Raw genomic sequence first — 14,745 nt, 5'->3', positions numbered from 1 at the left:
TCCACCGCGCGGCGGAGGTAGTCGGACTTGGCGGACGAGGTGCCGGCGGCACGCTCCGACCAGCATGTTCGTCATGACCAGAACCACCAGGACCCCTCCGCCTCGCGTCCCCGTCCGGACCCGCCGCGCCGCCCATGCCATCGCCTGGTGCGCGGCGCCCTCGGGCCTGTGGCGCCTTGCCATGGCATCCGGCATCTACGTGGGCTACAGCGACAAGGTGCTGCGGGACGACTACGCCATACCGGGCTGGGGAGTTGCCTATGTCGTCGGCTTGTCGGTCCTGACCGAGCTGGCCGCTCTGTTCCCCCTGCTGCTCGTCCGCGACCGCCGACCGCGGTACCCCCGCGCGCTGGCACGGCTGGCCTGGACGGCTTCGGCCGTGACGATGCTGGTGGCGTTGTCACAAGTGGTGGTCGCCTTCACCGTGCGGAGCCGAACGGACCTGGCGAGCGGCACACCACGCACCGTGTGGGCCTTCGCCTACGCCCCGCTCCTCGCGGTGCCGGTGCTGCTGACGGCGGTGACCTGGTCGTACGCCAGGCGACTGCGGGCCGAGGGAGAGCAATAGCCCAGGGGCACGGACGACGGGTCCCGCCGCACTCACCCACTTGCGCTCTATTCTGGGTGATCTCTTACCGCCGTCTTCACGGTCGCCGGTGGTCCGGTGCGTACGGTTGTCCACATGGTGGTCGTCGGCCGTGGCGACCTTCGATCAGGTGTGGGAGAGCGGATGACGGCTGGTCGCCGTGCGGTGCTGGCCGCCCTGGCGGGAGGACTGCTCGCCGGTTGCGCGGGCGCGAAGAACGGCGCCGCCGCCCCCGGCTCCTCCGCCACGCCGGGAACCGGCGGGGGCGCAACGACCCAGCCGACCCCCGGCTCCGTCCCCTCGGCCACGGCCTCCGCCGCGCACCCTCCCGTCACCCGCGCGGAGATCGTGGCCCGCTACGGGCGCAGCACGCCGCACACCTGGGGCTTCGACGCCCCGGGTGTGGTGCACTCCCTGCCGCACACGACACGCGACATCGCGCTGACCTTCGACGCGTGCGGCGGCCCGGGGGGCAGCGGCTACGACCGGGCCCTCATCGACTTCCTCCGCGCACGGCACGTACCGGCGACCCTGTTCCTCAACTCCCGCTGGATCGACGCCAACCCGGCGGAATTCCACCGACTGGCCGCCGACCCGCTCTTCGAGATCGCCAACCACGGCACCCGGCACCGCCCGCTGTCGGTCACCGGCCGTTCCGCGTACGGCATCCCCGGCACCCGCGGCGCCGCAGAGGTGTACGACGAGATCGCCGGCAACCAGGCCAAGCTGACCCGTCTGCTGGGCGCCCCGCCGCGCTTCTTCCGGTCCGGCACGGCGTACTGCGACGACGTCGCGGCACGCATCGTCACCGACCTCGGGGAACGCTTCGTCAGCTTCTCCGTCAACGGAGACGGCGGCGCCACCTTCACCGCCGAGCAGGTGCACACCACCGTGTCCTCCGCCCGGGCCGGTTCCATCGTCCTGTGCCATATGAACCACCCCGAAGGCGGCACCGCACGGGGCATCGCACGCGCCGTCCCGCACCTGCTGGCCGGCGGCCACCGCTTCGTCCGCCTCTCGGACGCCCTGCACGGCGCCTGAACGCGCCCCTGGCAGCAGTACGCGCGTCCCACCACTCGTCACCGCGTCCACCTCGGACAACAATGTGTCCCAGAGGCAGGCCGGCCACCGGGAGGCGTCATGAGCACATCAGTCGAGTCAAGGGTGGTGTCCGGCCTCGAGGTCCGGTCCATCGACTACGTCCCCCTGGACGAGCGGCACGGCAAACTCTGGCACCTGGGCCCGCTGTGGTTCATGTCCAACGCGCAGATCGCCACCCTGGCCGTGGGACTGATCAGCATCACCGAGGGCGGCAACCTGATCTGGTCGCTGCTGGCCATCGTCGCCGGCACCGTCATCGGCACCTTCTTCATGGCCTTCCACTCGGCGCAGGGACCCCAGCTGGGCCTGCCGCAGATGATCCAGTCGCGCCCCCAGTTCGGCTATGTCGGCGCGCTCCTGGTATGGCTCTTCGCCTATGTGCAGTACGCGGGGTTCAACGTCTTCAACAGCATCCTCGCCGCCGACTCCCTGCACACCACCCTGCACGGCAGCGTCAAGCTGTGGGTGATCGTGGTGACCGTGGTCGCGCTCGTCGTCGCGCTGGTCGGCTACGACATCATCCACAAGGCCGAGCGGATCCTGACGTACACCTTCCTGATCGTCTTCGGGATCTTCACCGTCGGCGTCCTCGTCACCCTGCACTACCCGGCGGGCTCCTTCGACCTCGGCGCCTTCAAGTGGACCCCGTTCCTCGCCCAGTTCGGCGTGGTCGCCGGTTACCAGATCAGCTGGGCCATCTACGTCTCCGACTACTCGCGCTATCTCCCGCCGGACGTGACGGTCCGCAAGACCTTCTACTGGACGTACTTCGGCTCCGCGCTCGGCGGTATCTGGCTGATGGTCCTCGGCACGCTGCTCGCCGCCTGGGCGGGCAAGGACTTCGATACGATCAAGTCGATCAACGCCGCCGGCGACAAGGTGTTCAGCGGCTTCGGCGCGATCGTGCTGCTCTTCGCCGCCCTGGGCCTGGTGTCCGTCACCGCGCTGAACATGTACGGCGGTTCGCTGACCCTCATCAGCGGCATCGACTCGTTCAAGCGGGTGCGGCCGACACTGGGCGTACGCCTGCTGACCATCGGCCTGACCGCGGCGCTGTCCCTGGTCGGCGCGCTGGCCGCGACCTCGAACTTCCTGGCGAACTTCAACAACTTCCTGCTGCTGGTGCTCTACCTGTTCATCCCGTGGACCGCGGTGAACCTGATGGACTACTACGTGGTGCGCCGCGGCCACTACGCCATCGCGGAGATCTTCAACCCGCACGGCATCTACGGCCGTTGGGGCTGGCACGGCATCATCTCCTACCTGGCCGGCTTCGCCGCCATGATCCCCTTCTTCTCCGTCGGCACCCTGTTCGTCGGCCCCGCCGCCGAGGCGCTGGGCGGAGCCGACATCTCCCTGTTCATCGGCCTGCCGGTCTCCGCGCTGCTGTACTGGTGGCTGACCCGCTCGATCGACGTGGAGGCCGAGACCCGCGTGGCCCGGGCCGAGGCGGAGGAACTGGAGCAGGCGGCACACGAGCACCGCGAGCCCTGAACCGATGTCTTCAACGCTTACACGTGGGGAAACCCGGTCCCGGCGGTGTGGGATCGTCGACACACCCTCGCGGCGCTCCGGGTCGGCCTCGCCGTCATGATGGTGCCGGCCCTGCTCGCGCTCACGTACCTGTTTCCGGGCCATCGGCGCCTTCCAGACCGGTGCGGAGCCGCACGCGATGACCCGGGTGGGCGGTTGGTTCGGCATCGCCACGGGAGTCGTCGCGTGGTACACATCGGCGGCGACCGTGATCAACGAGGTCCACGGCCGCACCGGTAGGGGACGAGCGGCTCGCCTGACCGGCCGCAGGCCGGCGCCCGGCACAGCGGCGCCCGGAGGTCCCCGGCTCGCTTCGGCACACAGCCTGCCGGGACAATCCTCGTCATGAACGACGACATGGATGACGCCGAGAGCCGGCTGGCCAGGATCGAGCGGCTCCTGGCGAGCGGCGAGCGGGAACTGGTCCCCGCCTGGCGCCGGGCGACCCGTGGCGAGCCGCGCTGGACGGTGACGGCGGTGATCCTCGCCGCCGTCGCCCTGCAACTGAGCCTGCCGCACCACCTCATCCTCCTCCACCCCGTCTGGGCCCTGCCCGCACTGGAGTTGCTGCTGCTGGCCGGACTGATCGCGGGCAATCCCCGGCGCGTGGAGCCCCGTACACGGATGCTGCGGTACGTGGGTCTGGCCCTGGCCGCGGTCATCAGCCTGGCCAACGGCTGGGCGGCCGTCCGGCTCGTGGGCGACCTGGTGAGCGGCAAAGGGGCAGACGGCGCGGTCCCACTCCTGCTGACCGGTGGGGTCATCTGGGTGACGAACGTCATCGTGTTCGCCCTGTGGTACTGGGAGTGGGACCGGGGCGGCCCCATGGCCCGGGTCCGGGGGCAGCACCAGTACGCCGACTTCCTCTTCGTACAGATGCAGAATCCGGAGGTGGCGCCGCCCGACTGGGAACCGGCGTTCCCGGACTACCTCTACCTCTCCTTCACCAACGCCACGGCCTTCAGCCCGACCGACGTCATGCCGCTGTCCCGGTGGTCGAAGATGCTGATGATGCTGCAGTCCTCGGTGTCCCTGGTGACGGTGGTCCTCGTGGTCGCCCGGGCGGTCAACATCCTGAAGTGACCCGGCGCCCTGCGCGACAGTGCGACCGAACTCCCCGCCGAGTAGCCTGAATTGATACCGGGACACCGGCGAGCGACCACCTGGCCCGAGCCCATGACAACCTGGCCAACCTCATCGGCATCCTGGAAGACCCGGAGCGCGGCCCGACGCACGCGCGTACCTCGCTCGACCTGTGGCGGCGCCTCGTCCCACTGGACGGCCTGACCGCCTGCGAGGGGGCGCGGTCGGCTCGCGCACGAGGGCGTGCCCGAGCCGGCCGCGGGCCTGCTATGCGGTGGCGGGCTCGTCGAGGAGCCGGAGCAGTACGGCGGCCTCCTCGCGCAGCTGCGCCGCCCGGTCGGCCTGCGCCGGCGCCGTGAACTGGTCGGCGAGCGTGAGCCGTTCATCGGCTTCGGCACGCACGATGTCGGTGATGTGCTGCTCGCTCAGCTCACGCCGGGCGGCCTCGGTGGCGCCGACACCGACCGGCACCTGCTCCAGGGCCATGCCGCGCAGCTCGGCCGCGCCGACCGGCACCGCCTCGGCGTTGTCCAGAGCGGCCAGTGTGGAACGCAGGGCGTTCACCGCGACCTTGTCGCGGGCACGCATGGCCTCCCGCAGGGCATGACGCATATGCAGACGCAGGGACATGCCGTCGACCCTAAGCTGTGCCCCTGGGCTCCTCAACGGGATATCCCTTGTCGGCGAGCTGGGCGTGGTCGGGGCAGTGCCCGTTGACGTCGCCGCCGGGCTTCAGACCGGGGTTGATCGTGCCGTCGGCGTTCTGCGGCAGCAACTGCAGGACTCTTGCGTCGGCTTGGGCCGGGAGCGTCAGTACGAGGGCCGGCGAGGCGATGGCGACGGCCGGGACGGAGCGGCGGAGGCGCAGCGCACGACCGCTGGACGCCGGGGAACTGGGCGTTCCGGTACGGAACAGGGGGATGCGCACGTCGTCTCCCGGGGGCGTGAGTGCAGTGGGAACCGATCCGGAGGGACGTGGTCAGCAGTACAGGTTGTCGCCCGGTGAGACGCCGAGGATCTGGGTGAAGCGCTGGTAGGCGTCGACGCGGCTTTGGACCTGGGCGGGGTTCTTGCCGTCGCATTCCAGGGAGCCGTTGATGGACCGGATGGTCTGGCCGAAGCCGGCGTTGTCGACCATGGCGTTGTGCGGGGTCATGGATCCGGGTCCTGACTGGGTGTTCCAGTACCACAGGCCGGTCTTCCAGGCGATGGCGGCGTTGTTCTCGACCTGCCAGGGGTTGTTCAGCAGGTCGATGCCGAGGGCGTCGCCGGCGGCCTTGTAGTTGAAGTTCCAGGACAGCTGGAGCGGGCCGCGTCCGTAGTAGGCGGCTTGTCCGGCGGGGCAGCCGTAGGGCTGGCTCCGGTCGCAGTACGTGGGGTAGTTGGCGGTGTTCTGCTCGACGATGTACACGAGGCCGCCGGTCTCGTGGCTGACGTTGGCGAGGAAGGCGGCGGCCTCCTGTTTCCTGACCGTGTCGCTGCCGGTGTTCGCGAAGGCGGGGTAGGCGCTCAGGGCCTGGACCAGGCCGCTGTAGGTGTAGAAGGCGTTCCGGTTCGGGAACATCTGGTTGAACTGCGCCTCGCTCACCACGAAAGCGGACTGAGTCGCGTCCCTGCTGCTCGTGAGCGTGCTCCACGTGCCGGTGTGGGTGCCGGTCGTGGCGGCGTGGCTGGGGGAAGCGGTGAGCAGGCAGGCGGACAGCCCGAGAGCAGCTGCGAGGACGGCCGCGGAGGGGGACTTGGCCATGAGTGGGGGGTGGCCTTTCGGTGGGTGGGGGAAAGTACCGCGCCGAACCTAAAGGTATGGACCAATTCCGTCAAGGGGCGAAGTAAGCCTTCGACGACAGCAGTTGGGGGACAGCTTGGTGGCTTGAATCTCGGTCATGTCACATCGCGGCGAGCCGTCTCGTCGTACGTGTGCAGCAACCGTGGCGAAAGAGGAGAAGGGCCCTATGTCGACCGATGAGGCAACCCGCAACAAGGTGACGCTCGCTCGTTTTCATGACGCCGTGAACTCCGGTGATCCGGAGGTCATTTCGAAGACCATCGATGAGCTCGCCGCGCCGGACATGCTCTTCCATGCGCCGGTGCCGATGGGCATGACGGGGGCACAGGCGCTCAAGCAGGTGTGGACCGTGCTTCTCCATGCCTTTCCCGACATTCATGTAGCGGTCGACGACGTGATCGCCGAAGGTAACAAGGTCGTGGCCAGGAACACGGTGACCGGAACCCATCGGGGCGAGTTCCGGGGGCTGGCACCGACCGGCAGGTCCATCGCCTACGGCGAGATCTTCATCCTCCGCTTCGAGGGCGGCCGGATCGCCGAGATCTGGGGCGTCGTCGACGTCTCCTCACAAATGCGGCAGCTCGGCGCGCAGTGACGCTTCGGGACCGCCGGAGAAGCCGAAGGGGGCGTTGTCGGTGCGGATGCCTGGGCGGAAATCCCTTTGCCCGGGTTCGTGGCGTGAGGGCGACGCCTGCGCACCGGGCCCCGGCCAGGTCCTCGAAACCCGCGCTGCACCACCTGGCCTCGGACCCCGACCCGCACGTCCGGGCCATGGCAGTGGAACTCGTCGGCAAGTTCGCTCGCTCCGATGCGCGCGCCGCTGCTGCCTTGGAGCAAGCCCACGCCGACGACCCGAGCCCCGCCGTGCGGAAGAAGACGGGCTGGTGCACGCCCGGGGGGTCGGTCTACGAACGGTCTCTTCCGCCCACCCGCCGACCGCGCACACCCAGCTGACCGGCAACGGGCTGTGGGCACTCGTTCAGCAGGGCGTCGAAGGCCGCGTCGGCGGAGCCGGCAGGGAACCGGCGCCGGGCGGTGGAGTGGTCCGGTGACGGGATCACGTAGTGCTCTGCGAGACAGGAGAGATCTCCCCAGCTCTCACGGGCATGAACGCGCATCAGGATCTGCCCGCACCTCGTGCAGGCGATCCACGGTACGCGGACAAGGCCGGTCTCCTCCGGGTCGGGCCCATCGGCCGGTACGTCGTCGGTGCGGACACCGTGGTCGATCAGCTTGAGACGGGCCGGCGCGTCATTCCCATGGCATCGGAGGATCCTGGGCGTGAGCACCTCCCGCTCGCCCCAGGACTCCGCGAGCACCGAGATACGGGCCCGGACCGTCTCGCTGATCGGCACCTCGTGGTCGAGGATCCCCGAGACCAGCAGGCCGAGCCCCGCCTCCTGCTCCCCGATGTCCCAGCAGTCCCTGATCTCCTGCGCCTCGGCCTCCGGCAACAGGGCGGCGAGCCGGTTCCAGAGAACGACGTCTTCGGTCACCGGACAGACGCTAACAGCACGGCACACAGGTGCGGCGGACCGGGGAGGCAACGCCGCGAACGATCAACGCGCCCCCCACACCGGGACGATGAGGTGCTGAGCCCCTGGACCAGGTCCCGGGCACGCCATCGGCAGGAATCAGTCGGGGAGGGCCCCCAGCATGGTGCGTGCGGTGACGGTCGCGTCGTAGTCCTCGGGCACGCCCGGAACCAGGATGATGTCGCCCTCGATGTGCCGCGACCGCAAGGGCGCGATGGCCTGGTACGCGTCGGAGTCCCACCAGGCGCGTGCCTGGTCGATCGACGGGAAGGAGATCACGACGACGTGCCCGGGCCAGGTGCCTTCCTTCACCTCGTGCGACGCGCCGTGGACGAGGAACCGGCCGCCGTACGGTTCGAAGGTGGCGGTCACGCGCGCAATGTACTCGGCGATCTCACGGTGCGGGGCGGCTTCCTGCAAGTGGGCTATCGCGTACGCCGACATCGTGGGTCCTTCCGGCCGGTTGGCTGCTGTTGCGCACGATCTTGCCGTAGGGGCGGGCCGTGGTCGATGGCCTTTCAGGTGATCAACGCCGCTGGCGGGGAAGATCCGGGCGCCGGAGGGTCGAGATCCAGCCACCGCTGCCGTATCTCGGCCAACGCCCTGACATGGTGTTTTACAGTGGCTGGCATCAGTTTTGGCGATATCACCTGTGAGGTATGCGCGAAGATGCCGACTGAAACGCTCGAGTTTCAGGTAGAGGCCCGTCAGCTGCTGCAGCTGATGATCCACTCGGTCTACTCGAACAAGGACGTCTTTCTGCGGGAGCTCGTCTCCAACGCGTCCGACGCACTGGACAAGCTGCGCCTGGCGAAGCTGAGGGACGACGCGCTGGACGCCGACGTGTCCGATCTGCACATCGAGATCGACATCGACCGTGACGCCCGCACGCTCACCGTGCGGGACAACGGCATCGGGATGTCGTACGACGAAGTCGGACAGCTCATCGGCACCATCGCCAACTCCGGCACCGCCAAGTTCCTCCAGGAGCTGCGGGAGGCCAAGGACGCGGCTGGGGCGGAGGGGCTCATCGGCCAGTTCGGCGTCGGGTTCTACTCCGGCTTCATGGTGGCCGACGAAGTCACCCTGGTGACCCGGCACGCCGGCGAGAGCCAGGGCACCCGCTGGACCTCGCGCGGCGAGGACACGTACACGCTGGAGCCGGTCGACGACGCGCCGCAGGGCACCTCGGTCACCCTCCACCTCAAGCCCGCCGACCCGGAGAACCAGCTCCACGACTACACCTCCCCGTGGAAGATCAGGGAGATCATCAAGCGGTACTCGGACTTCATCACCTGGCCCATCCGGATGCTGCCCGAGGGCGCCGGTGACAGCGACGAGACGCCCGAGCACGAGACGCTCAACTCGATGAAGGCGCTGTGGGCGCGGTCGCGTGAGGAGGTGTCCGACGACGAGTACCACGAGCTGTACAAGCACATCGCCCACGACTGGCGCGACCCGCTGGAGACGATCCGGCTCCAGGCGGAGGGCACCTTCGAGTTCCAGGCCCTGCTGTTCCTCCCCGCGCACGCCCCCCACGACCTGTTCACGAGGGACTTCACGCGCGGCGTGCAGCTGTACGTCAGGCGCGTGTTCATCATGGACGACTGCGAGGCGCTGCTGCCGCCGTACCTCCGCTTCGTCAAGGGCGTCGTCGACGCCGCCGACCTCTCGCTCAACGTGTCCCGCGAGATCCTCCAGCAGGACCGCCACATCGAGATGATGCGGCGACGGCTGACGAAGAAGGTCCTGTCCACGGTCAAGGACATGATGGCCAAGGACCAGGAGCGTTACGGCACGTTCTGGCGGGAGTTCGGCACCGTCCTGAAGGAGGGGCTGGTCACCGACCCCGACAACCGCGATGCCATCCTCGCCCTCGCGTCGTTCGCGAGCACGCACCACGACACCGAGCCGACCACGCTCAAGAGTTACGTGGAGCGGATGAAGGACGGCCAGGAGGACATCTACTTCCTCACCGGCGAGTCCCGGCAGAGCATCGAGAACTCCCCGCACATGGAGGCCTTCCGGGACCGGGGCATCGAGGTGCTGCTGCTCACCGACCCCGTCGACGAGGTGTGGGCCGACGCCGTCGGCGAGTACGAGGGCAAGAAGCTGCGGTCCGTCGCCAAGGGGCAGATCGACCTCGACGCCAAGGACGACGACAGCTCCGAGGGCGAGCGGGAGAAGCAGTCCGAGGACTTCGCCGGCCTGCTCGGCTGGATGAAGGAGCAGTTGGACGAGGACATCAAGGAGGTGCGCCTGTCCTCCCGTCTCACGGTGTCCCCGGCCTGCGTCGTCTCCGACGCGAACGACCTGACCCCGGCGCTGGAGAACATGTACCGCGCGATGGGCCAGGAGGTGCCGAGCGCCAAGCGGATCCTGGAGCTCAACCCGGACCACCAGCTGGTGAAGGGCCTCAACCAGGCGTACAAGGAGCGCGAGGACCGCACGGGACTCACCGAGAGCGCCGAACTCCTGCACGGCCTGGCCGTACTCGCCGAGGGCGGCCAGCCGAAGGACCCGGCCCGCTTCGTGAAGCTGATGGCGGACCGCCTGGAACGCGCGCTGTAGCCCGGTTCCGTCAGAGGCCGGCGGCCCGTCCCCGGGAGCGGGGCAGGCCGCCGGCCGCAGGTACGCCGCCCGGCACGGCGGCGGCTGGTGCGCGCCCTGTGTCACTTCGGAACAGCACGCGTTGCTCGGCGCCGCCGCAGATAGCCCAGGGCGCCCACGGTGACGACCAGCGGCCACAGCAGATACCAGCCCGTCATCACAAGGAGTGCGGCGACGGCGACAAGGGCGAGCAGTGCGCAGCGGCGGGACAGGCTCCCTCGGGGCAGGAGCCGCAGTGCGGCGGCCGTGCCCAGCGCGTACACCGTGACGAACGACCCGGTGGTGAGCAGCACGAGCGGCCGCGTGCCCACGCCCGCGACCGCGGTGGCGGCCAGCGCGAGACCCGAAAGCCCTGATACGACCGCCAGGCTGCGGCGTGGTACCTCGCCGACGCTGCCGCCCCGGGCGAGCCAGGCGGGCAGTGCGCCGTCCCGGCCGAGCGCGCCGCCCAGCCGGGCCGCTCCGGCGAAATAGGCGTTCATCGTGCCCAGCGTCAGCAGCACGGCGACGGCCGCGGCCAGCACCTGGACCGTTCCGCCGACGCCGAGGGCCAGCAGTTCGGCCAGCGGGGCGTCGGAGGTGCCGGCGGCCGGGCCGAGCACGAGGACGCTGGTGGCGGCGACGGCGAGATACAGCACGCCGACGACGGCGATCGCCACGGCGGTGGCGCGGGGCAGGTCGCGGGCGGGCCGGCGGAAGTCGGCGGCCAGGTGGGTGATGGCCTCCCAGCCCGCGAAGCTCCACACCAGCAGCGCCGCGGCCGAGCCGACCGCGGACCAGCCGTGCGGCGCGAACGGGTGCAGGTTCCGCAGGCGGGCATGTGGCAGCGCGGCCACGACCGCGGCCAGCAACAGCGCGACAAGCAGCACGGCGAGCGCGAGCTGCAGACGGCCGGAGAAGGTCAGCCCGAACCCGTTGGCCACCGCCACGAGGACCAGCAGCACCGCCGCCGTGACCACCACGGTGCGCCGGCCGCCGCCGAGTGCCCCGGCGACGTACGCACCGGCGAACATCCCCGCCGCCGGCGCACCGGCCGGTACGGCGAAGTAGAAACACCAGCCGACCACCGCAGCCGCCCGCGCGCCGAAGGCATGCCGAACGTAGGTGGAGACCCCGCCGCCGTCCGGGTACCGGGCGCCGAGCGCCGCGAACGTGGCCGCGAGCGGCACCGACAGCAGGACCAGCCCCAGCCAGGCCAGCAGCGAGGCCGGCCCTGCCGCCCGGGTGGCCAGCGCGGGAAGCGCGATCACACCGGTACCGAGGACCGCGCCGACGTACAGGGCCGACCCCTGCCAGACGGTCAGAGTCCCCACGGGCGGAGCCGAGAGGTCCCGCGTGGCCGGCGCCCCGGTCATGCGCAGGCCTTTCCGGCCCGGCGGAAGTGCCGTGCAGCACCACCAGAAAGGGTGCCGTGACACATCGCGGTGCCCGCAGACTCGTCCCACTCGGCTGCATTGCTCATCTGCACATGTCCTTCACCGTATCCGTGCGTTGGGCGCACGCCCGGCCCGGAAGGTAGCCCGGATCCCCTGACAACCCGTGTCAGTGGACTGCGGCAGACTTCAGGCATGCGTGCGAGCCGACTGCTGTCCGCCCTGTTGCTGCTCCAGACCCGCGGCCGGATGACCGCCCGGCAACTGGCCGACGCACTCGAGGTGTCGGTGCGCACGGTGTACCGGGACATGGAGTCGCTCGCCGCGGCCGGTGTCCCGCTCTACGGCGATCCCGGTCACGACGGCGGCTACCGGCTGGTCGACGGATTCCGCACCCGCCTGACCGGACTGACCCGCGACGAGGCGCAGGCGCTCTCTCTGGCCGGACTGCCCGGACCGGCCGCGGACCTAGGGCTCGGCACCGTACTCGCCACCGCCCAGCTCAAGCTGGCGGCCGCCCTGCCCGAGGAACTGCGCGACAGGAGCGGCGAGATACGGCAGCGCTTCCACCTCGACACCTCCGGCTGGTATGCCGAAGCGGACGCCACCCCGCACCTGGCCGCCGTGACCGACGCGGTGTGGCGCCGGCGCCGCATCCGCGTCCGCTACCGGCGGTGGAAGGCCCCCCAGGAGGTGACCCGGACGCTGGACCCCTACGGGCTGGTGCTCAAGTCCGGCCGCTGGTATCTGGTGGCGGCCCGGTCGGAGCACGTCCGCACATACCGCGTCTCCCAGATCCTCCGCATCCAGGTGCTGCCCGACCACTTCGAGCGCCCCCGCGGCTTCGACCTCGCCGCACACTGGCAGTCGTACCTGACCGGCTTCGACGCCCGCCGCCTGCGCGCAACAGCAGTCGTACGACTGACACCACGGATCCTGAGGGAGCTGCCCGACCTCATGGAACCGGCAGTGGCCCGCGCCGCCCGGACCAGCGCCGGGCCACCGGGGCCCGACGGCCGGGTCCAGGTGGTCATCCCCGTCGAGTCCCCGGAACACGCCGTCGGCATGCTGCTACGGCTCGGGGCGGAGGCGGAGGTGATGGCGCCCACGGAACTGCGGGCGCTGATGACACGGACGATCAAGGCCCTCGCCGAAACGTACCAGCTTGCTCTAGACTCATGATCTAGAGATGGACAATCGGTCCAGGTCATGTCGAAAGGCTTCCCGTGGACGAGGCGGCGGACGAGCACATCATCCGCGAGGCCGAGAAGATCGCCGTGGCGTTGGGTCGCATGTTCCCGGGCCTGTGCGAAGTGGTCCTGCACGACCTGCGGGATCCCGACCATGCGATCCGGGCCATCGAGAACAACCTCTCCGGCCGCCAGGTCGGCGACTCCGCCACCGAGCTGGGACTGGCCCGCATCGAGGACCCCGACTACCCGAGCGTCATCCAGAACTACCCCAATCAGTTCCCCGACGGCCGCCCCGCGAAGAGCACATCCATCGGCATCAAGAACGCGGCGGGGGAGTACATCGCCGCGCTCTGCCTGAACCTGGACGTGTCCGTCCTGTCACCGGTGACCCTCGCCTTGTCCAATCTGGTGGCCACCGACACCGAGCACCGCGAACAGCCCCCGGAGACCCTCCGGGACCGCAACGCGCGCGAACTGCGCCGGGCGGTGGAGGAGCATGCCGCCGAGCGCGCCACGACTCCCCGCTCGCTGAGCCGGGAGGACAAAAAGGCGCTCGTACGGCAGTTGCAGCGTGACGGCTACTTCGACTCGCGCGACGCCGCACAGACCATCGCGGACCTGCTGGGTGTGTCCCGGGCGACCGTCTACAACTACGCGAAGTAGCGGCAGCGGCCGATGCGTCCACCGCGCGCCTCCTAGGAGACATCTCTCTGTGACCCCCCTTGCGAACACCCCTGAGAGCACCACCACCTCCACCCCCGCACGGACCACCCTGGCCGACCCGGACACCCCCTTCGCCGTCGTCGACGCCCACACCGTGCGGCGCAACATCGCACGCCTCAAGGACCGGGCCGACCGGCTCGGCGTCACCCTGCGCCCGCACGTCAAGACCGCCAAGAGCCTCGGCATCGCCGCCCTCCTGCACTCCGGCACACCCTGCCCGGTCACCGTCTCCACCCTGGCGGAGGCCGAGGCGTTCGCCGACGGCGGCTACCCCGACGTCACCTACGCCGTCGGCATCGACCCCCACAAACTCCCGCGCGTCATCGCGCTGTTGCGCCGCGGCGTCGCCCTGCGCATCCTGCTGGACAGCGCCGAGCAGGCGTCCCTGGTCGCCGAGGCCTCCCGCCGGGCAGGCATCCCCCTTCCCACCCAGATCGAGATCGACTGCGACGGCCACCGCGGCGGACTCGAACCCGGCGACCCCGCGCTCCTGGCGATCGGCCGCGTCCTGCACGAAGCCGGCTGTCTGGACGGCGTCCTGACCCACGCGGGCGAGTCCTACTTCGCCCACACCGCCGAGGAACAGCGCCTGGCGGCGAAGAACGAACGGGACGCCGCCGTGGCGGCGGCCGAGCGGCTGCGCGGGGCCGGCCTGCCCGTGAACATCGTCAGCGTGGGCTCCACCCCCACCGCACACGCCGCCGACGACCTCACCGGCGTCACCGAACTGCGCGCGGGGAACTACGTCTTCTTCGACCTGGTCATGGCCGGACTGGGCGTCTGCCGGGTCGAGGACATCGCCCTGTCGGTCGTCGTGACCGTCATCGGACACCGTCCCGAGCACGGGTGGATCATGACCGACGGCGGCTGGATGGCCATGTCGCGCGACCGCGGCACCGCCGTGCAGCCACAGGACCAGGGCTACGGCCTGGTCACCGACCTCGCCGGCAACCTCGTCCCCGGCCTGGTCATGACGGCCGCGAGCCAGGAGCACGGCACCCTCACGGCCCGCGACGGCGCCGACCTGCCCCACCTGCCGGTGGGCACCCGCCTGCGCATCCTCCCCAACCACGCCTGCGCCACCGCGGCCCAGCACCGCGGCTACCACGTCGTCGACGGCACCCAGCCGGCCGATCCGGCCCCGGCCATCGAGGCGTTCTGGGAACGGGTCACCGGCTGGTGAGGCCGCCCTCCTGAACCGGGCACCACCGGCGGGCGCCGG

The 14,745-nt window shown here is 70.1% G+C and carries 16 protein-coding genes; 10 read left to right on the top strand and 6 right to left on the bottom strand.

The annotated features are described in order from the left end of the window. Positions 1–73: 73 nt before the first annotated feature. From BFF78_RS02395 to BFF78_RS02380, 4 genes are all read left to right on the top strand, one after another. Complete coding sequence (locus BFF78_RS02395) at positions 74–568, top strand: hypothetical protein (RefSeq protein WP_227025679.1); 495 nt, start codon at positions 74–76, stop codon at positions 566–568. A gap of 162 nt (positions 569–730) precedes the next feature. Next, the gene (locus tag BFF78_RS02390) at positions 731–1,627 is read left to right on the top strand and encodes a polysaccharide deacetylase family protein (protein ID WP_079161112.1); all 897 of its coding nucleotides are present in this window, start codon (positions 731–733) and stop codon (positions 1,625–1,627) included. A 99-nt stretch (positions 1,628–1,726) separates the two neighbouring features. Further along, entirely contained in the window at positions 1,727–3,181 is a 1,455-nt protein-coding gene (locus BFF78_RS02385; protein ID WP_193433398.1) for a purine-cytosine permease family protein, read from the top strand. 384 nt (positions 3,182–3,565) lie between these two features. Continuing rightward, the gene (locus BFF78_RS02380; RefSeq protein WP_069776724.1) at positions 3,566–4,303 is read left to right on the top strand and encodes a DUF1345 domain-containing protein; all 738 of its coding nucleotides are present in this window, start codon (positions 3,566–3,568) and stop codon (positions 4,301–4,303) included. 267 nt (positions 4,304–4,570) lie between these two features. Here the strand turns inward: BFF78_RS02380 and BFF78_RS02375 are convergent, their stop codons facing one another. The 3 genes from BFF78_RS02375 to BFF78_RS02365 are packed head-to-tail and all read right to left on the bottom strand — an operon-like array spanning position 4,571 to position 6,050. Continuing rightward, on the bottom strand, positions 4,571–4,891 hold the full coding sequence (locus tag BFF78_RS02375; RefSeq protein WP_069783321.1) for a GatB/YqeY domain-containing protein: 321 nt from the start codon (positions 4,889–4,891) through the stop codon (positions 4,571–4,573). A gap of 52 nt (positions 4,892–4,943) precedes the next feature. Continuing rightward, the gene (locus tag BFF78_RS02370; RefSeq protein ID WP_069776723.1) at positions 4,944–5,231 is read right to left on the bottom strand and encodes a hypothetical protein; all 288 of its coding nucleotides are present in this window, start codon (positions 5,229–5,231) and stop codon (positions 4,944–4,946) included. A gap of 51 nt (positions 5,232–5,282) precedes the next feature. Then, the gene (locus BFF78_RS02365; RefSeq protein ID WP_069776722.1) at positions 5,283–6,050 is read right to left on the bottom strand and encodes a chitinase; all 768 of its coding nucleotides are present in this window, start codon (positions 6,048–6,050) and stop codon (positions 5,283–5,285) included. A 205-nt stretch (positions 6,051–6,255) separates the two neighbouring features. Here BFF78_RS02365 and BFF78_RS02360 point away from each other — a divergent pair, with 205 nt between their 5' ends. Then, complete coding sequence (locus BFF78_RS02360) at positions 6,256–6,684, top strand: ester cyclase (RefSeq protein ID WP_069776721.1); 429 nt, start codon at positions 6,256–6,258, stop codon at positions 6,682–6,684. Next, positions 6,681–7,043: a HEAT repeat domain-containing protein gene (locus BFF78_RS47760; protein ID WP_335755301.1), complete on the top strand. Its 363-nt coding sequence runs from the start codon at positions 6,681–6,683 to the stop codon at positions 7,041–7,043. The genes BFF78_RS02360 and BFF78_RS47760 overlap by 4 nt, the downstream gene beginning before the upstream one ends. Here BFF78_RS47760 and BFF78_RS02355 read toward each other — a convergent pair. Next, positions 6,995–7,585, bottom strand: coding sequence for a hypothetical protein (locus tag BFF78_RS02355; protein ID WP_069776720.1), 591 nt, complete (start codon positions 7,583–7,585; stop codon positions 6,995–6,997). The two genes, BFF78_RS47760 and BFF78_RS02355, sit on opposite strands and share 49 nt — an antisense overlap. 138 nt (positions 7,586–7,723) lie before the next feature. Continuing rightward, positions 7,724–8,068, bottom strand: coding sequence for a DUF1330 domain-containing protein (locus BFF78_RS02350; RefSeq protein ID WP_069776719.1), 345 nt, complete (start codon positions 8,066–8,068; stop codon positions 7,724–7,726). Between the two features lie 225 nt (positions 8,069–8,293). Here BFF78_RS02350 and htpG point away from each other — a divergent pair, with 225 nt between their 5' ends. Continuing rightward, complete coding sequence (gene htpG / locus BFF78_RS02345; RefSeq protein WP_069776718.1) at positions 8,294–10,195, top strand: molecular chaperone HtpG; 1,902 nt, start codon at positions 8,294–8,296, stop codon at positions 10,193–10,195. Between the two features lie 101 nt (positions 10,196–10,296). Here the strand turns inward: htpG and BFF78_RS02340 are convergent, their stop codons facing one another. Next, the gene (locus BFF78_RS02340) at positions 10,297–11,547 is read right to left on the bottom strand and encodes an APC family permease (protein ID WP_227025678.1); all 1,251 of its coding nucleotides are present in this window, start codon (positions 11,545–11,547) and stop codon (positions 10,297–10,299) included. 255 nt (positions 11,548–11,802) lie between these two features. On the opposite strand from BFF78_RS02340, the gene BFF78_RS02335 reads away from it, so the two are divergent. Genes BFF78_RS02335 through BFF78_RS02325 form a run of 3 tightly spaced genes read left to right on the top strand, consistent with a single transcriptional unit; the run spans position 11,803 to position 14,706 of the window. Continuing rightward, entirely contained in the window at positions 11,803–12,789 is a 987-nt protein-coding gene (locus tag BFF78_RS02335) for a helix-turn-helix transcriptional regulator (protein WP_069776716.1), read from the top strand. 44 nt (positions 12,790–12,833) lie between these two features. Then, entirely contained in the window at positions 12,834–13,463 is a 630-nt protein-coding gene (locus BFF78_RS02330) for a helix-turn-helix transcriptional regulator (RefSeq protein WP_193433397.1), read from the top strand. Positions 13,464–13,512: 49 nt separating this feature from the next. Next, on the top strand, positions 13,513–14,706 hold the full coding sequence (locus BFF78_RS02325) for a DSD1 family PLP-dependent enzyme (protein ID WP_069776714.1): 1,194 nt from the start codon (positions 13,513–13,515) through the stop codon (positions 14,704–14,706). Positions 14,707–14,745: the final 39 nt, after the last annotated feature.

The sequence above is a fragment of the Streptomyces fodineus genome, assembly GCF_001735805.1.
GTDB lineage: Bacteria > Actinomycetota > Actinomycetes > Streptomycetales > Streptomycetaceae > Streptomyces > Streptomyces fodineus.
This window is presented reverse-complemented; position numbering and strand designations above follow the sequence as displayed.